This window comes from Nostoc sp. DedQUE04, assembly GCF_034530995.1.
In the GTDB taxonomy this organism is placed as follows: Bacteria; Cyanobacteriota; Cyanobacteriia; order Cyanobacteriales; family Nostocaceae; genus Nostoc.
On record NZ_JAVRCA010000004.1, the window covers coordinates 183,549 to 199,815 of the forward strand.

General features: G+C 44.0%; 14 protein-coding genes. 4 read left to right on the forward strand and 10 right to left on the reverse strand.

Annotated features, from left to right (window positions below):
* Window positions 1–188: 188 nt before the first annotated feature.
* Window positions 189–2,570 carry a glycoside hydrolase family 31 protein gene (locus RM049_RS04435; RefSeq protein WP_322703307.1) on the reverse strand — a complete coding sequence of 794 codons (2,382 nt, stop codon included), beginning with the start codon at window positions 2,568–2,570 and terminating at the stop codon, window positions 189–191.
* Between the two features lie 466 nt (window positions 2,571–3,036).
* On the opposite strand from RM049_RS04435, the gene rsgA reads away from it, so the two are divergent.
* Window positions 3,037–4,098, forward strand: a complete 1,062-nt coding sequence (gene rsgA / locus RM049_RS04440) for a ribosome small subunit-dependent GTPase A (RefSeq protein WP_322703308.1) — start codon at window positions 3,037–3,039, stop codon at window positions 4,096–4,098.
* Window positions 4,099–4,263: 165 nt separating this feature from the next.
* Here rsgA and RM049_RS04445 read toward each other — a convergent pair whose 3' ends face one another.
* From RM049_RS04445 to RM049_RS04470, 6 genes are all read right to left on the reverse strand, one after another.
* The gene (locus RM049_RS04445; protein WP_322703309.1) at window positions 4,264–5,271 is read right to left on the reverse strand and encodes an aldo/keto reductase; all 1,008 of its coding nucleotides are present in this window, start codon (window positions 5,269–5,271) and stop codon (window positions 4,264–4,266) included.
* A 175-nt stretch (window positions 5,272–5,446) separates the two neighbouring features.
* On the reverse strand, window positions 5,447–5,713 hold the full coding sequence (locus tag RM049_RS04450; RefSeq protein ID WP_322703310.1) for a hypothetical protein: 267 nt from the start codon (window positions 5,711–5,713) through the stop codon (window positions 5,447–5,449).
* Window positions 5,691–6,464 (reverse strand): SDR family oxidoreductase, encoded by a 774-nt coding sequence (locus tag RM049_RS04455; RefSeq protein ID WP_322703311.1) that lies wholly within the window; start codon window positions 6,462–6,464, stop codon window positions 5,691–5,693. The genes RM049_RS04450 and RM049_RS04455 overlap by 23 nt, the downstream gene beginning before the upstream one ends.
* Window positions 6,465–6,512: 48 nt before the next feature.
* On the reverse strand, window positions 6,513–6,866 hold the full coding sequence (locus tag RM049_RS04460; RefSeq protein WP_322703312.1) for a cyclophilin-like fold protein: 354 nt from the start codon (window positions 6,864–6,866) through the stop codon (window positions 6,513–6,515).
* Window positions 6,867–6,918: 52 nt separating this feature from the next.
* The gene (locus tag RM049_RS04465) at window positions 6,919–7,101 is read right to left on the reverse strand and encodes a hypothetical protein (RefSeq protein ID WP_322703340.1); all 183 of its coding nucleotides are present in this window, start codon (window positions 7,099–7,101) and stop codon (window positions 6,919–6,921) included.
* On the reverse strand, window positions 7,040–7,441 hold the full coding sequence (locus RM049_RS04470; protein WP_322703313.1) for a cupin domain-containing protein: 402 nt from the start codon (window positions 7,439–7,441) through the stop codon (window positions 7,040–7,042). Before RM049_RS04470 ends, RM049_RS04465 begins: the two co-directional genes overlap by 62 nt.
* Window positions 7,442–7,650: 209 nt before the next feature.
* Between RM049_RS04470 and RM049_RS04475 the strand changes: the two genes are divergently transcribed.
* Complete coding sequence (locus tag RM049_RS04475) at window positions 7,651–8,631, forward strand: AraC family transcriptional regulator (RefSeq protein WP_322703314.1); 981 nt, start codon at window positions 7,651–7,653, stop codon at window positions 8,629–8,631.
* Window positions 8,632–9,500: 869 nt separating this feature from the next.
* Here RM049_RS04475 and RM049_RS04480 read toward each other — a convergent pair.
* Entirely contained in the window at window positions 9,501–9,638 is a 138-nt protein-coding gene (locus RM049_RS04480) for a hypothetical protein (RefSeq protein WP_322703315.1), read from the reverse strand.
* Window positions 9,639–9,862: 224 nt separating this feature from the next.
* Here RM049_RS04480 and nifH point away from each other — a divergent pair, with 224 nt between their 5' ends.
* Complete coding sequence (nifH, locus tag RM049_RS04485; protein WP_229464468.1) at window positions 9,863–10,756, forward strand: nitrogenase iron protein; 894 nt, start codon at window positions 9,863–9,865, stop codon at window positions 10,754–10,756.
* A 169-nt stretch (window positions 10,757–10,925) separates the two neighbouring features.
* Here the strand turns inward: nifH and RM049_RS04490 are convergent, their stop codons facing one another.
* Window positions 10,926–11,222 carry a hypothetical protein gene (locus RM049_RS04490; RefSeq protein ID WP_322669940.1) on the reverse strand — a complete coding sequence of 99 codons (297 nt, stop codon included), beginning with the start codon at window positions 11,220–11,222 and terminating at the stop codon, window positions 10,926–10,928.
* Window positions 11,223–11,450: 228 nt separating this feature from the next.
* A complete protein-coding gene (locus RM049_RS04495; protein ID WP_322703316.1) occupies window positions 11,451–13,544 on the reverse strand; it encodes a TonB-dependent receptor in 2,094 nt (697 codons plus the stop codon).
* A gap of 541 nt (window positions 13,545–14,085) precedes the next feature.
* On the opposite strand from RM049_RS04495, the gene glgX reads away from it, so the two are divergent.
* Window positions 14,086–16,212 (forward strand): glycogen debranching protein GlgX, encoded by a 2,127-nt coding sequence (glgX, locus tag RM049_RS04500; protein ID WP_322683642.1) that lies wholly within the window; start codon window positions 14,086–14,088, stop codon window positions 16,210–16,212.
* Window positions 16,213–16,267: the final 55 nt, after the last annotated feature.

A 16,267-nucleotide genomic window follows, 5' to 3' on the forward strand; every position in this document is an offset into this window, starting at 1 on the left:
AGTGTTCTCTAACCGCATCTATCTAGCGTGGTAAACTTACGTATTTCTTACGAGCTAATCATTGATGTTCTTTGTATTGTAGGTTACACTTCGGCTACTTTTTCATCTACCTCTATGCATATTTTTTCTTGCTTGCATAATTTCAAGTAGGAAATAATGGTGGCTCAAAAACCACCTTTACGAGTATTTCAGAATTGTAAGCTATGTCGCTTACCGTCATCTTGAAAGCGTTGCTCTCCAACACCTACAAGTTCTACGATCGCTTCGCGTGTTGGAGGTGTCCACTTTCCAACTCTTGCTGCAATTTCCACTACTGTTTGGCTTGCCTGGGTAAATACACGGATGTTAGTTATTGAGTGGTTATTATCTTGATACTTGCTTGTCTGTCCATCATCTTCAAATAACTGATATTCGTTGTTACCAGGCCAAATTCGTAACCGAATCTCGTCGAGTGGCGATTCATCAACGTATTGGCTGACAGGTTGCATAGGAACGATCGCACCGCTACGGACATACAGTGGCATTCTTTCTAATGGTGCATGAGCAAGAATGTGAATCGGGCCTTCATAGCGATCGCCACTCCACCAATCATACCAAGTGCCAGCGGGTAAGTAGACAGCTCGATGCTCAACTCCAGGGCGGTAAATTGGTGCAGCCATCAGCGATGCACCTAGCAACACTTGATCGTAGAGGCTATAGGTTTTCGGATCGTTGGGGAAGTGGTATAATAATGGTCTTAAAATCGGTGCGCCCGTTGTTGCCGCTTCCCAAAAAAGACTGTAGATATAGGGAAGTAACTGGTAACGTAGATTAATATATTCTCGACAGATATTTTCAACGCGATCGCCAAATACCCAAGGTTCATGACGAGCAGTAGACATTGCCGAGTGACCGCGCATCAATGGGTAAAGCATTCCTACCTGCATCCACCGAGCGAATAATTCAGCAGTGGCGTTACCAGCAAACCCGCCAATATCGCAACCCACAAATCCCACACCCGAAAGTCCCATGTTACAAAGCATCGGCAGAGACATTTCTAAATGCTCCCACAACGATTGGTTATCTCCCATCCACACAGAAGACCAGCGTTGCACACCAGCATAACCCGATCGCGTTAACACAAAAGATCGCTGTGAACTTCGATGCCGTCGTAACCCTTCATAACAAGCTTTAGCCATCATCAACCCATACAAATTATGCACTTCTGTATGGGTTGAAAAAGATGCAGGGATATCTCCCTTGTCCCCTTGTCCCCTTGTCCCCTTGTCCCCTTGTCCTCCCTGCGGTGCATCTAGGGGAAACCAAATCTTTTCACCATCATCGCCGAAAGGGCGATCGTTTATGGCAGGTTCATTCATATCATTCCAAATTCCTGCCACACCAATATCAGTTAAGCTTTTGTGTAAATCAGCCCACCAGTTGCTCACATCTGGACGTAAAAAATCAGGAAAAACAGCTTTCTCAGGCCAAACATAGCCGTGAAACAACGTACCATCAGCTTTACGCACAAAATAGTCGTTTTCTACTCCTTCGTCAAAAACATGATAATTACCTTCTGGTTCATACTTCACACCAGGATCGATAATTGTGACTGTTTTGAAACCATCCTTTGCTAAATCACTAATGAGTTTTGCCGCATTGGAGAAACGTTGAGGACTCCAAGTAAACACTCGATAGCCCCGCATATAGTCAATATCCAAGTGAATAACATCGCAGGGAATGCGGCGTTGACGAAATTCCTTTGCTAGTTCTCGCACAACGTTTTCTGATTCGTAACTCCAACGGCATTGATGATAACCTAGCGCCCATTTCGGCGGTAATGGCATTCTCCCAGTTAGTTGAGTGTAAGTCTCCAGGATTTGGGCTGGTTCGGGGCCGTAAATAATGTAATAATCCAATTCACCGCCACGAGTTTCCATCTTCCAAATACCTGGTTGTTCAGCACCGATATCGAACTGACTCCAAAAAGTGGTGTTGAAAAAGATGCCATAGCTTACTTGCGGACGCAAAGCCATAAAAAATGGAATTGCCTGGTACATTTCATCAGTCAGCGAATCATAATCTAAGGCATCCGTTGTCCAGTTAGTTTTTACTTCGCTGAGTTTATCCAGAAAGCCAGTACGTTCGCCAAAGCCATAAAAATGTTCGTCGGCTGCAATTTCCTTCCACCCTGCAACTGCACCCATCCGCCAACCCATTCCCATATCTGCATCTTGGGCGAAGGGACGATTAGCTTTGTCAAAACAGGCGATGCGACACTTTTCCCGCTGAACGCACACACGAATCTGTGCTGTTTCAATTTCGATTGTTGCTTCAGTTTCGCGCACTGCAAAAGGTGTTATTGCCCATTCTGCATCATCTGGCGTCACTGCCCAAGAGCGGCGGGGCATAAATTCCCCATTTGGTGCGAAACGCACGCGGATTAAATTTGGAGTAAGTACGCTGATGGTCAGGCGTGAGTCGCCACAGTCAAAATTAACAATATTATTTTCCCAGTTTACAGATTTTACATTGCTAACAGTTGTCCAAGCTTGGTTTGTGGTGGGTAATTTTCCGAAATATTGCGGCATATCAGTTATTTAGCAGGTAAACACTTATCCGCATTCATGATTACAGAGATACTCAGCCTCAAACTCTTTCTTTCGCTAGAAGTTGGTGAAAGATGAAAAGATATTTTTTACCAAAATTGTTTTGATAATGTGCAAACTTGTGCATTGGTCTTTCAAGACGCGATAAATATCAAAGTTAAAATTGCATAATTTAAACAATTTTCTGGAATAGGCTAATGTAGTAATGTAGATTATTTACTGTAGTACATAAGGAGGACGAACTATGACTGAATTACTAGCAGTCCGGGTTACTTTGACCATCTCAACTCAAAGAACGCAAGGCGCAGAGATTCTGTTCAGTCCTCTTTTCTACAGGAATGAAAACTAGAATTCACAGACATTCTGGTGCGGGGAGTTCTCCTGCATAGAAGTGTCTTCCTCTGTGGAACCTTGTGCAAAACAAGTAGCACACATCGAGGAAACATCAATGAATTTGGATTATTTAGGCTGGAGTAACTTTTTTGCTCGCAGTTTTGAACCCTATCGCTTACAAGGATTTAGCGTTGCTAGGGTTGCCATTGAATATAGAAATACTTACACCCTCTATAGCGAACAAGGGGAACTTTCAGCAGAAGTTTCAGGTAAATTGCGGCATCGTGCTTCTCAAGCACAAGATTTTCCCGCCGTTGGAGATTGGGTTGCGATTAGTGTCAGAGAATCTGAAGGACGAGCCACTATCAACGAGATTTTACCCAGGAAAAGCAAATTTTCTCGCAAGACAGTAGGTAGTAAAACAGAAGAACAAATTGTTGCAGCGAATATTGATACAGTCTTCTTAGTCTCAGGATTGGATGGCGATTTTAATCCAAGAAGAGTTGAGCGTTATCTGATTCTGGCTTGGGAAAGTGGTGCAAATCCGGTAATTGTGTTAAATAAAGCAGATTTGTGCAATTCTCTGGAAGAGTATTTAACCCAAGTAGAAACAGTTGCTTTGGGTGTACCAATTGTAGTTTTAAGTGCCACCAATCATCAAGGATTGGATGCCTTAAAACCTTACTTGCAACCAGGACAGACAGTTGCTTTGTTGGGGTCTTCTGGTGTTGGTAAATCCACCATCACCAACCAACTGCAAGGTGCATCTGTGCAAGTTGTGCAACCAGTACGGCAAGGTGATGACCGAGGTAGACACACAACAACTCATCGTGAGTTGATTTTGCTCTCTACTGGCGGATTAATTATTGATACTCCAGGAATGCGGGAAATTCAAATTTGGGCGGGTGATGAAGGTTTGCAAGAAACTTTTGCAGACATCGAAACCTTGGCGCAAGAATGCCATTTCCGAAATTGTCAGCATAATAACGAACCGGGTTGTGTCGTGCAGGAGGCTTTGGCTGAGGGAGAACTTGATTATTCTAGATTTCTTAGCTACCAAAAGTTACAAAAAGAACTTGACTACCTTAACCGCAAACAAGACCAAAGGGCGCAATTAGCTGAGAAAGAACGATGGAAAAAGATTCATAAATCCATGCGAAATCATCACAAACGCTAGTAGTCTGCCAACCCAAAAATGCGCTTGTGAGGACTGGGGAAAGGGGAAAGGGGAAGGTGGGGCCCCCTTCCCCTTTTCCCCGCCAAGTTCCCTTGGCAGACTACTAGAGGCAGGGAACCAGTCATACCTTACCTTGCCTACTATACGGCTTAACTTAGTGCCAGTTTAACGATCGGTCATTTGTTCCAGCTTTTCGGGATACCGAGCGCCTTGCACCGCAATTTTGGAGGCGGCGTCATCGATGTCACGCAGATCGTCGGGTGTGAGTTCAACTGAGACTGCCCCGATGTTTTCGTCCAAGCGATGCAGCTTTGTGGTGCCTGGAATCGGAACAATCCACGGCTTCTGGGCCAGCAGCCAGGCGATCGCGATTTGAGCAGGTGTCGCCTGCTTCCGTTCGGCGATGCTGCCGAGCAGATCGATCAGGGCTTGATTCACTTTCAGAGCCTCCTTAGTGAAGCGAGGCAGGGTGCTGCGGAAGTCGGAGCTGTCAAAAGTCGTGCTTTCGTCGATCTTGCCCGTGAGAAAGCCCTTGCCCAAAGGGCTGTAGGGGACAAAGCCGATGCCAAGTTCCTCCAGGGTCGGTATCACTTCCGCTTCAGGCTTTCTCCACCACAGTGAGTACTCGCTCTGGAGAGCAGTGACAGGCTGAACGGCGTGGGCGCGACGAATCGTTTGCACTCCTGCTTCTGAGAGTCCAAAGTGCTTCACCTTACCTGACTGAATCAGTTCTTTCACCGCTCCTGCCACGTCTTCGATCGGCACGTTCGGGTCAACTCGGTGCTGATAAAGGAGGTCGATCGCCTCGACCTTGAGTCGCTTGAGTGAACCCTCCACGACTTCCTTAATATGCTCCGGTCGGCTATTCAATCCGGGTGAACCCTTCATCCCACGAGGATCGGAATTCGGACTGATGTCGAACCCGAATTTGGTGGCGATCGCCACTCGATCGCGGAAGGGAGCGAGGGCTTCGCCCACCAGCTCTTCGTTTAGGAACGGGCCGTAGACCTCGGCGGTGTCAAAGAATGTAATGCCGCGATCGATAGCGGCCCCCAAAAGAGCGATCATCTCTTGTGTGTCTTTGGGTGGGCCATAAGAAAAGCTCATTCCCATACAGCCCAGCCCGATCGCCGAGACTTCCAGATTACTGTTTCCAAGTTTGCGCTTTTGCATTTTTTGAACTCCTGTCTTTGATTTAAAGGTGAATTAAAGGTCGGAACTGTCCTACTTCAAGATCGGGTCTGGTATTGTTCATCGCTGATTTAGTCCACAGTCTTGATCGATCTGTTGCTGAATGGCGATGTGCATCATGTCCGTAGATTTGATGATGATGCTTCTTGCGCGATCGCTAGAACGAACCATCTGTTGATTTCGATAGCTCTTCATGGGCGCGCGTCGCCTGCAACCGTTCCTCGATAGCCGGTGCGATCGCGGCAAGGGCATCACTTCCGGCAACGAACAACTTCGGCGGATTCTCCATCCCGGCGATTTTGACCAGAGCATCGCCCAACTTTGCTGGATCACCCTGCTGCGTGCCGTTGTAGACCGACCAAGCTGGTAATACCGCAAAGTCGGCAGTTGGCGACGAACAATCACTGCACTGTTTGACCGCCATCGACGACCAAGGCGTGTCCGATGATAAAGGCAGCCGCGTCTGAACACAGCCAGACAACGGCATTGGCAATCTCTTCGGGCTGGCCCATCCGTCCGACCGGCTCCTCCGAGATTACCTGCTTGCGTCCTTCAGCAGTGCCGCCAGTGAAGCGATCCATCATCGGTGTGTTAATGTAACCAGGGGCAACGGCGTTGACGCGGATGTTCTGCGAGGCATAATCGAGAGCCGCCGACTTGGTGAGTCCGATTACGCCGTGTTTTGCGGCGGTGTATGCGGCTCCGCCCTTGATGCCTATGACCCCAGCACCCGATGATGTGTTCACGATCGCGCCGCCGCCTTGCTTGAGTAGCAGCGGAATTTCATACTTCATACACAGAAAAACGCCGCGCAGATCGATGTTTACGATCCGATCCCACTCTGACTCTTCGATTTGGGCTGTTGCTGCCTTTTTCTGCTCCACACCGGCGTTGTTGAAGGCAAAGTCCAGCCGCCCGAAGGCCTCAATGGTCTTGGAAAGAGCCGCCTTCACGTCCTCCGTTCGCGTCACATCGCACTTGACGGCGATCGCTCGTTTGCCGAGTTCTTCGATCGTGCGTGCCGTTTCTTGATTGCCCTGTTCTGAAACGTCGGCGACCACTACATTAGCGCCCTCACGGGCAAATGCCAGTGCCGTAGCTCGACCAATGCCGTTCGCTGCTCCAGTCACAAACGCAACTTTTCCTGTGTACTTTCCATTCTCGTTCGTTGTCATGATTTTTTTCCTTTAATTCTTTACTTAACAAGCCTGTCGCCCCTTTTATTACGATTGAACAAGCTCGATTGTCACTTCTACAGAGCCAGGCACATTAAATGCCTCGATGCCACCGTCTATTTTTCCGAGGATAACGAGTCCGTTTGAGTATCCAAAATCTCGATAATATATCGCCAAATTCCCCCAGGGAGCGTAATAAGCAATATCTCCAACAGCAGGATCGCTGCCTGGGGATGCATCTTCTGTAGATAATTTTTTTGGCAGATCGCTGATTTTTTCAGTTCTCGCGTAATCTTCTAAAGTCAGCGTTAATGGCAGCAGGGAAATAAAATCCTGAGTGGTTTTGCTGTCGATCAAAGTGGCTGTAACAACTTTGTCTTTGACCTTGATGTTTATCTTCATACTGTCTGCCTGCTTGGTTGATATTTCAGTCGGCATCTTCAACGATGCACTGCTAGTTATACTGTTGTCGGCACGGCAGGCTGAGTAATTCAGGGACATCACTAGGGCGAGAACCAAAATCAGCATTCTCTGCTGGCAGTTTTTCCCCTTGATGAAAAACCATCTCAACAGCACTAAGATATTCCTCCATACTGCTCGTCGCTGACATGCTCCATCCAGTCCACAGGCTTACCATCGAGCCATTCCTGAATAGCGATGTGCGTCATCGCCGTGGTTGCTGTAGCACCGTGCCAATGCTTCTCACCCGGCGAGATCCAGATTGTATCCCCCGGTCGAATTTGCTCGATCGCGCCACCCCAGCGCTGTACAAGACCACAGCCAGCCGTCACGATCAAGGTTTGTCCCAATGGGTGCGTGTGCCATGCTGTCCGAGCGCCAGGCTCAAACGTGACACTGGCTCCAGACGTGCGTGCTGGATCGTGCGCCTCGAATAGGGGATCAATGCGGACAGTGCCGGTAAAATAATCAGCCGGCCCTTTGGCAGAAGGCTGTGAGCCACTTCTTTTGATGTCCATTTTCTTAATTCCTTCACTTGATGTAATTTTTGTGGCTAGGAGGCAAGCCTCTTACCCAATCAAAACTGAGTTTTCTATTAAATAAAAATCCAGAATGCTTATAAGAAGCCGAAATCATTTTTCATTGCTTTAGCTTCATTCTAAGAATCTTGAAGAACAAGTAATAGGACGATCGTCTAAGATAGTTGTACAATTCTGCAAACTTAGAAATGAACGCTGCCAAAACGAGTGAAAAGTCCGATCGCGATTTAATGAACGACTTGCAGGCAAAGCGTGAGGCAGACAGAGCGCAAGCCAATAGAGACGAACTGAAAGAGCGGATTGCACACGCGATTCGTCATGATGGGACGATTGAACCGCTCAAAGGTTTGCACTTCAACCGCGCCTCTTCGCCTTCGGAATGCGTTCATAGTGTCTCTATCCCTGCGTTTTGTGCGATCGCTCAGGGCAGCAAAGAAGTTCTTTTGGGTAGCGATCGCTATCAGTACGACCCAATGCATTATCTGCTTGCTACGGTCGAACTGCCAATTATCAGCCAAATTCTGGAAGCGTCAAAGGCGCAACCGTACCTTAGTATTCGCCTCGATCTTGACCCCACCCTTGTTGGCTCAGTGATGGTCGAAGCAGGGTATCCCTCGCGCAGCCGTGCTGATGTGAAAGCTATTGATGTAAGTCCGTTGAATGCAAATCTGTTGGACGCTGTGGTGCGGCTGGTCAGGCTTTTAGATTCCCCTGCTGAAGCTCATGTTCTCGCACCACTGATTAAGCGAGAAATCATTTACCGACTCTTGATGGGAGAGCAAGGTAATCGGCTCCGTCATATTGCAGTTTTGGGTGGCTGCACCTACCACATCGCTCTTGCCGTCCAGCGACTTCGTAAAGACTTTAACGAGCCGATCAAGATTGAAAGCATCGCCCGAGAACTGGGAATGAGTGTATCGGGCTTCCACCATCACTTTAAATCTGTCACTGCCATGAGTCCCTTGCAGTACCAAAAGCAACTGCGGCTCCAGGAGGCTCGCCGTCTGATGCTGGGGGAAAAGCTTGATGCTACCAGTGCTGCCTACCGCGTGGGTTATGACGATGCCTCGCATTTTAACCGGGAGTACAAGCGGCTGTTTGGTGCGCCACCGATGCGCGATGTGGAGCGGTTACGAGAAGCTGCTAGGGAGACTGCTAGTTCAATATGATGACAAAATTTTTGACTGCAAAAATAAGAGTTTATGTTTTTTTTAAACATTAGTTTTAAATACTTTTATCAAATTTACAAAAGTATCTAACTGCACATCTTGGCTATGATAAATAATTTTATTAACTAGCTACTAGCGAGGGTGTAACCTGTGACTATTAAAGGTTTTAAAGATAATGTTCTATTAAATAAATAAATAATTTGAGATTCGGCAAATTAATTAGTGGGATGTATGTTATGGTTTGTATAGGAATCAAACAAGTGAAAACACAAAAAGACTTCAAGACAAGTTTGAGGCAAGCTCAAGAAAGTTTTTTTGCTCTGGTAAGTCCCCTTCAATTAGCTACATCTTTTTTTAACGAAAATCTAAAACTAGATTGAGTAGGATAGTAGCCTTTGTAACAACTTGAAGTCAATCAAAATTTATCTGGGTACGAGCCAATAAGAGTTGGCTAACCTAGCTAGAGCATTACCCGCCAAGGCAATTACTCTTGGAGTCTGGGAAGAAAGACTCTTAGTACAGCCTGACAATTCAATAGAAATACAGAATATTTACTAACTTCGTCTTGCGGAAGTAAACGTTTTCAACCGCAAACTAAGTTGAAGCAGTTGCTGACTTTTGGAACGAAAACTTCAAGCAGAATGGTGTCTTTCCATAATTTCTAGGAATTTAGCCATCTGTCAAAAATCACCAAGATATTATCTAAGCTGAAGTATCAGATGTTGTCTGTGCAGATATTATATTACTGCACTGGTAGCTACCACTTTTAGGCTGGAATTTATCTTGCTGCATCAATCACGAAACGAGAAGCACTATAGATTTTCTTGGTTACTTGACATCAGCAAAATCAGACAAGTTGTAGCAACCATTTAAGAGTGGATTGCAATTTGGTTGGTTGTGTGGTTCAAGGAATAAATCTGCGTTAATTTGAATTCCTGCTGCAACCACTCTTGAGGCTTGAGCAACCATTTGGGATTCGTTGCAACAACTGATAATGCTGAAGTCATAGTTTCAAAGGCTTTGTTATTAGGAGATTAGATTTATCTATCTCTTAAGCCATCGCTTCGTGGGTAAATATGTTCTGATTTTAACTGCTTTTGCCAGGATGCGATGTCTAGCGACAAGTCGCTACGCGTCTACGCCAATAGGCTCTACTTCCCTACGACGCCAAGGGTAAACAACTACATCAAGCTTACGACTCATCAATTAAATCATTGTAGGAAACACAACCATGACTGACGAAAAGATTAGACAAATAGCTTTCTATGGTAAAGGCGGTATTGGGAAATCTACTACTTCTCAAAATACCTTAGCAGCAATGGCTGAAATGGGTCAACGCATTCTAATTGTTGGTTGCGACCCTAAAGCTGACTCTACCCGTTTGATGCTACACAGTAAAGCTCAAACAAGTGTTCTGCAATTGGCTGCTGAACGCGGTGCTGTAGAAGATATTGAACTCGAAGAAGTAATGCTTACTGGTTTCCGCGATGTACGTTGTGTGGAGTCTGGTGGGCCTGAACCTGGTGTGGGTTGCGCTGGTCGTGGTATTATTACCGCTATCAACTTCTTAGAAGAAAACGGTGCTTACAAAGATGTTGATTTTGTAAGTTACGACGTTTTGGGTGACGTTGTGTGCGGTGGTTTCGCTATGCCTATCCGTGAAGGTAAGGCACAAGAAATCTACATCGTTACCTCTGGTGAAATGATGGCGATGTATGCAGCTAACAACATTGCTCGTGGTGTTCTCAAGTATGCTCACACAGGCGGCGTACGCTTGGGTGGTTTGATTTGTAACAGCCGTAACGTTGACCGGGAAATCGATTTAATCGAAACCTTGGCAAAACGTTTGAACACCCAAATGATTCACTACGTACCTCGTGACAACATTGTTCAACACGCAGAATTGCGCCGGATGACTGTTAACGAGTACGCGCCTGATAGCAATCAAAGTAACGAATATCGGATACTAGCTAAAAAGATCATCGACAACGACAAACTCGCCGTCCCCACCCCCATTGAGATGGAAGAGTTAGAAGAGTTGTTGATTGAATTCGGTATTCTTGAAAGCGACGAAAATACCGCAATGCTAGTTGGTAAGTCTGCTACTGAAGCACCCGTAAAGTAGTACCAATTAAATAATGGTTTAGGGTGGGCTGTTGCCCACCTTTCCTCTAATTTTTGCATTTCTTTGTTTGAATCCTTAATAGAAATATATAGCGATCGCTCGTTCCCTGCAAGAATTCGCTACGCGTCTATGTACAAGAGATATTTCGAGATTTGATAGCTATACATCCCTACTCCCAAGTCGAAACATCTCGCAGCAAATTAGGAATTTCTCCTTGAGATAAGGGAAACTCTAGTAAAGTTTCTCTAATACCCAAATATCCCGATTCAGCAAACGATAAAAGCATTCGTGAAAGCGCTAGCCAAACCTCCGGTTCGTATTCCCAATCACGATAACGTGAAGCTTGACCAGCTATTGAACGTAATGCCCAAAAATAAGAGTTTCTTACCACCGAACCACCTTTTTTAAACTCTGGCAAATCTTCGTGGTGGATAAAAAGTATTTTATTTTCAATTTTGGCTCTCATAACAATTTTAGATTTTAGATTTTAGATTTTAGATTAAAATAAATTTTAAGTAGGGCCATTATGGCTTTAGCTTAACGCACTGTGTTGTACGGTGGTGCCTTACCTTTACTACAAAAATACTGTCAAACCTAACATTCTATCCTTATAGGAAAGTGAGATTTTCCAAATCATGTGACAAGATATAAGAATGTAGAGACTTCGTAATGATAAAATCTCTACATTGAATACCTAAAAGTTGGCGTTTAAACCCAGACGAAAAGTAAATCCAGGGCTATATATGCGATTAACTCGCTCATATTGCTCATCCAGTAGATTTTCTAAGTAAACTGTTAGTCCTAAATTGCTAGTTAGAGGTATACGCCCGCTCAAATCTAAATTCACGAAAGACGGTGCAAAATCTGTAGGCTTGTCATTAGAGTTAGCAAAGATGGATCTGCGAGCGCCACTATTGTAGGTAACATACAAGTTAGCTTGCCAACCTGAATTTTCATAACCTACACCAGTTTGCAGTACAGAGTAGGGAATTAAACCTAATTGTAAACCTTTCTCTGTCCCTGTTTTTATTTGGGAATCTGTATAAGTATAGTTGAGGAAAGTTGACCAGCCAGTGGCAATTTTTAATTGCAATGCAGCTTCTAAACCATTGGTATCTACTAATCCAATGTTTGCCCATTTTCCAGCGATGACTCCTAAGCGATCGCCTATACTACTACCAAAGTAAGTAAACTGTCCAATCAGATTTTGAGAAAAATTAACATCGATTCCTGCACTCCAAGTAGAGCCAGTTTCTGGTCTTAAATCAGGATTAGGTTCCCAACCATGAACTGTATCATAAACATACAACTGATCTAACCCAGGATTGCGTTGTGCCCCTGCCCAACTTCCACGCACTGCTATTAATGGTGTGACGGCGTAACGTAACCCAACACTAGGGTTGAGATAATTTCCAAATTGGCTGTCAAAGGTTTGCCTTAGCCCTAAATCTATCAGAAAGTTATCGCTAATATTCCAAGTATTGACAGCAAATAAAGCTGTATTGAATAAACTCCTATCTTCAGTTTCATTTTTGGCAATATTACTAGGATTTGTACTCAAAACATCACCGGTTAAGTCGGTGTTTTTTAAATCTAATCCCCAACGCAATTTATTATTCGCAGTAATTTTCCACTCATGATCTACCCTGGCTGTAAGTTGTTGGGTATCTAAAGCTCCTGTACGGTAAAACGATCCTGTAGGGCCGTAAGTGCTGAAATAATCTTGGTTATAACCAATTGAGGTTGTTAGGTTAGAGCTTTCGCCATTACCTAACCGAGTTTTCCAAGATAAGCCAATATTTAAACCATCGTGGTCTAATCTATCTCTTTGGAGAGGAAACCCAAAATAAATTAAGCCACGACGACTGCTGAGTGCAGTAACATCTAAATTCAGAGAATTTTTTTGATTTAAATCTACTCCAATGCTACCAAAATAGGTACTTGTAGCTGTGTCTGCATTTGATAAAAATCCCTGTTCGTCACGATTTGCTGCACCTACAGGAACGCGGTAACGGTTATCTGTAAAGAATCTTTCAAAGCTAAAGTTGTACTTGACTTTATCGGATGAACCACCATAAGTCGCTTGTTGATTATTTAAGCTCAATGAGCCAAATTCTGCACTAGCACTGAATTTAGGTTTGCCATAACCTTCCTTAGTGATAATATTCACAACTCCTCCAAAGGCTGAAGAACCAAATAAAGCGGAGGCTGTACCGCTATATAATTCCACTCGTTCAATTGCCTCTACAGGAATGCTATTTAAATCAGTTCCACCATGATAAATGTTGACATTAGTGTTAATTTGTCTACCATTAATCAAAAATACAGATTGATTAATTGAGGCTCCCCGGTAGTATGTACCTGTGTGAATATCTGCACCATGACCTGCATCATTGATTGCAAAACCAGGCATTCTTTTCAAAATATCGGCCAAACTTGCAGCACCCTGCTTTTTAATTTCTTCTCGATCGATTACGTAAGTTGGAGTAGATTGGGGTAGGTTGTCTGGTTCTGCGATCGCTTCTATCGAAATGTCTGCATCATCGCTCGGAGTTTGCTCTGTTTCTGGCTGAGTTTCTTCTGGATTAACTTCAATTGGTACAGATTGTTGAGATAATAATTCGGCATTAGTGGCGGGTAGCTCAATTTCACTCAAACTCGGAATATCTGAAATAACTTCGGTTGATTTATTAGTATTTCTCTGCTCAATTTCACTCTCAACAGCATAACTAGGAGATGCTATCAGTAAAGGTAAAGCAACTGTTAGCAACAAAAAATCCTTTTTCACGTTCTCTTTCACACCAAGTAAAAACAGTTACTACGTAGCATTGTGGCTGTAATAGTAAAATCGTGTCAAAAGACACGCTGTCATATTTCTAAAGACCGGATGAGACTATTTGTCAAGTTACTATGTGTTAGACTCTAGAGCGATCGCATTTAAAGAAGGTAGAAGGGGATTTGACCTAGATGATTTGGAGCCATGTAAAGAGCCGTACCTTGCGGGAAGCTGTGGCAACAGTGAGGGTTTAAAACCCTTGCTCTTTACCGTTAGCGCATCCTAACGCAGGCATCGCTTTACTGAAGCAGATTGCGCGGCGTGTCGCAAACAGCGCAGTTTTCCTTCAGTCTGTTGCCCTCTACATTAATTTTTCCAACTTAAGGAATAGAGATTTTATTACTAATGATAGAGTCAATAATATTATTTTGAAGTTAAATTTGAGTGTTATTGACTTCTAAAGAATTATTAGTAACTCTTAGATTTTAACTAATTATTCAAAAAAGTTGAAGTCAATAACATTTGCCGAAAAACTAATATTCAAGATTTATTTATGTATGTAGCTTTATGGCCGGGAAATGTATATCCTTTAGGTGCAACTTGGGATGGTAAAGGAACAAACTTTGCTTTATTTTCGGAAAATGCAACAGGGGTAGAGCTTTGTTTATTTGATAACGATGACGAAGAAATCCGCTTGCCTTTGACAGAAAAAAACAATTTTGTTTGGCATGGTTACTTACCAGGAGTTGGCCCAGGTCAAAAGTATGGGTTTAGAGTGCATGGGATGTGGGCACCGGAAGTTGGTCATCGATTCAATCCAAACAAACTATTAATTGACCCCTACGCTAAGGCAATTGACGGTGAGTTTAGTAACGATCCAGCTGTCTTTGGCTACTCTCTAGACGCTGAGGAAAAAGACTTAGTTTTTTCTGAACTAGATGATGCCAAAATAATGCCCAAGTGTGTTGTGGTCGATCAATCTTTTGATTGGGAAGGCGATAAACTGCTTGCTACACCTTGGTATAGAACTGTTATTTATGAAACTCACGTCAAAGGTTTTACTAAACTACACCCAGCTATTCCAGAAGAGTTGCGCGGCACTTATGCCGGTTTGGCACATCCTGCTGCAATTCAACACTTACTGCAATTAGGAATTACAGCAGTAGAGTTGATGCCAGTACATCATTTTTTATCTCATCCGGGACATTTAGAAGGAAAAGGATTAAGCAATTACTGGGGCTACGATTCCATCAACTATTTTGCTCCCTATTCTAGTTACAGTGCTAGTGGGACAGCGGGAGAACAAGTCGCTGAATTCAAGCAAATGGTCAAGGCACTACATTTTGCCGGAATTGAAGTGATCTTAGATGTAGTCTACAACCACACTGGCGAAGGAAATCATTTCGGGCCAACGCTGTCTTTGCGAGGTATTGATAATTCTGTATATTACCGTTTGGTAAAAGACGATCCTCGCTACTACATGGATTTTACAGGCTGCGGTAACTCTCTGAATGTGCGTCATGCTCAAGTTCTGAAGTTAATCATGGATAGCCTGCGCTATTGGGTAACAGAAATGCATGTAGATGGCTTCCGCTTTGATTTGGCCTCGGCGCTGGCGCGGGAACTATATGAAGTAGATAATCTATCAGCTTTCTTTGATATTATTCATCAAGACCCAATCTTGGCAGATGTGAAGCTGATTGCTGAACCTTGGGACTTAGGAGAAGGCGGCTATCAAGTCGGGAACTTTCCACTGCGTTGGTCTGAGTGGAATGGAAGATATCGGGATACAGTACGAGATTTTTGGCGTGGTGTAGATGATAGTTTAGGACAATTTGCCTACTGTTTTACCGGTAGCCCCGATCTATATCAAACAAACGGGCGCAACCCAAATGCAAGTATTAATTTCATAACTGCTCATGATGGTTTTACGTTAAATGATTTGGTTAGCTACAACGAAAAGCATAACGAGGCAAATGGGGAAGACAGTAGAGATGGTGAAAGCCATAACAGATCCTGGAATTGTGGTGCAGAAGGCGAAACCGACGATCCAGAAGTAATGCGTTTGCGCGAACGGCAACGACGAAACTTTTTAGCAACCCTAATGCTATCTCAAGGTGTCCCAATGCTATTAGAGGGGGATGAAATTGGCTGTAGTCAAAAGGGAAATAATAATGTCTACTGCCAAGACAATGAGATTTCTTGGCGGCATTGGGATTTGCACAAAGCGAACTCGGATTTATTAGACTTTACACGCGAACTAATTAATTTTCGCCATCAGCATCCAGTATTCCGGCGGCGTAAGTGGTTTCAAGGCCGCCCCATTCACGGTTTAGGTATCAATGATATTGCTTGGTTTAATTCTGATGGCAGTGAAATGACTGAGCAGCAGTGGCTAGTTAGTTATGCCAAAGTAATGGAGATTTTTTTGAATGGGCAGGGAATTGCTACTCCAGGCGATCGTGGTGAGCGGATTATTGATGAAAGTTTTCTGATATTTTTTAACGCTCACTACGAGTTAATTGAGTTTGCTTTACCCGATGACTTTAAAGAAAAGGTATGGGAGATAGTAATTGACACTAATGAACCTCGCTTTTTAGATCGGGGAAAATTAGTTTCTGGCTCTCAAACTGTACCAGTTTCAGATCGCTCTCTGATGGTGTTACGCCTTATTAGTTAGCAGTATGAAGAGAAAAAAAATGGCCAACTGTATAGAAAAATATATTTTTCTATAC

Excerpts from the sequence above, each read along its gene's own strand:
- RM049_RS04435 (WP_322703307.1), bottom strand. The coding sequence starts at position 2,570 with ATGCCGCAATATTTCGGAAAATTACCCACCACAAACCAAGCTTGGACA.
- RM049_RS04460 (WP_322703312.1), bottom strand. The coding sequence starts at position 6,866 with ATGAAGATAAACATCAAGGTCAAAGACAAAGTTGTTACAGCCACTTTG.
- RM049_RS04470 (WP_322703313.1), bottom strand. The coding sequence starts at position 7,441 with ATGGACATCAAAAGAAGTGGCTCACAGCCTTCTGCCAAAGGGCCGGCT.
- nifH (WP_229464468.1), top strand. The coding sequence starts at position 9,863 with ATGACTGACGAAAAGATTAGACAAATAGCTTTCTATGGTAAAGGCGGT.
- RM049_RS04465 (WP_322703340.1), bottom strand. The coding sequence starts at position 7,101 with ATGGTAAGCCTGTGGACTGGATGGAGCATGTCAGCGACGAGCAGTATG.
- RM049_RS04445 (WP_322703309.1), bottom strand. The coding sequence starts at position 5,271 with ATGCAAAAGCGCAAACTTGGAAACAGTAATCTGGAAGTCTCGGCGATC.
- RM049_RS04455 (WP_322703311.1), bottom strand. The coding sequence starts at position 6,464 with ATGACAACGAACGAGAATGGAAAGTACACAGGAAAAGTTGCGTTTGTG.
- RM049_RS04450 (WP_322703310.1), bottom strand. The coding sequence starts at position 5,713 with ATGGCGGTCAAACAGTGCAGTGATTGTTCGTCGCCAACTGCCGACTTT.
- RM049_RS04480 (WP_322703315.1), bottom strand. The coding sequence starts at position 9,638 with ATGACTTCAGCATTATCAGTTGTTGCAACGAATCCCAAATGGTTGCTC.
- rsgA (WP_322703308.1), top strand. The coding sequence starts at position 3,037 with ATGAATTTGGATTATTTAGGCTGGAGTAACTTTTTTGCTCGCAGTTTT.
- RM049_RS04475 (WP_322703314.1), top strand. The coding sequence starts at position 7,651 with ATGAACGCTGCCAAAACGAGTGAAAAGTCCGATCGCGATTTAATGAAC.
- glgX (WP_322683642.1), top strand. The coding sequence starts at position 14,086 with ATGTATGTAGCTTTATGGCCGGGAAATGTATATCCTTTAGGTGCAACT.
- RM049_RS04490 (WP_322669940.1), bottom strand. The coding sequence starts at position 11,222 with ATGAGAGCCAAAATTGAAAATAAAATACTTTTTATCCACCACGAAGAT.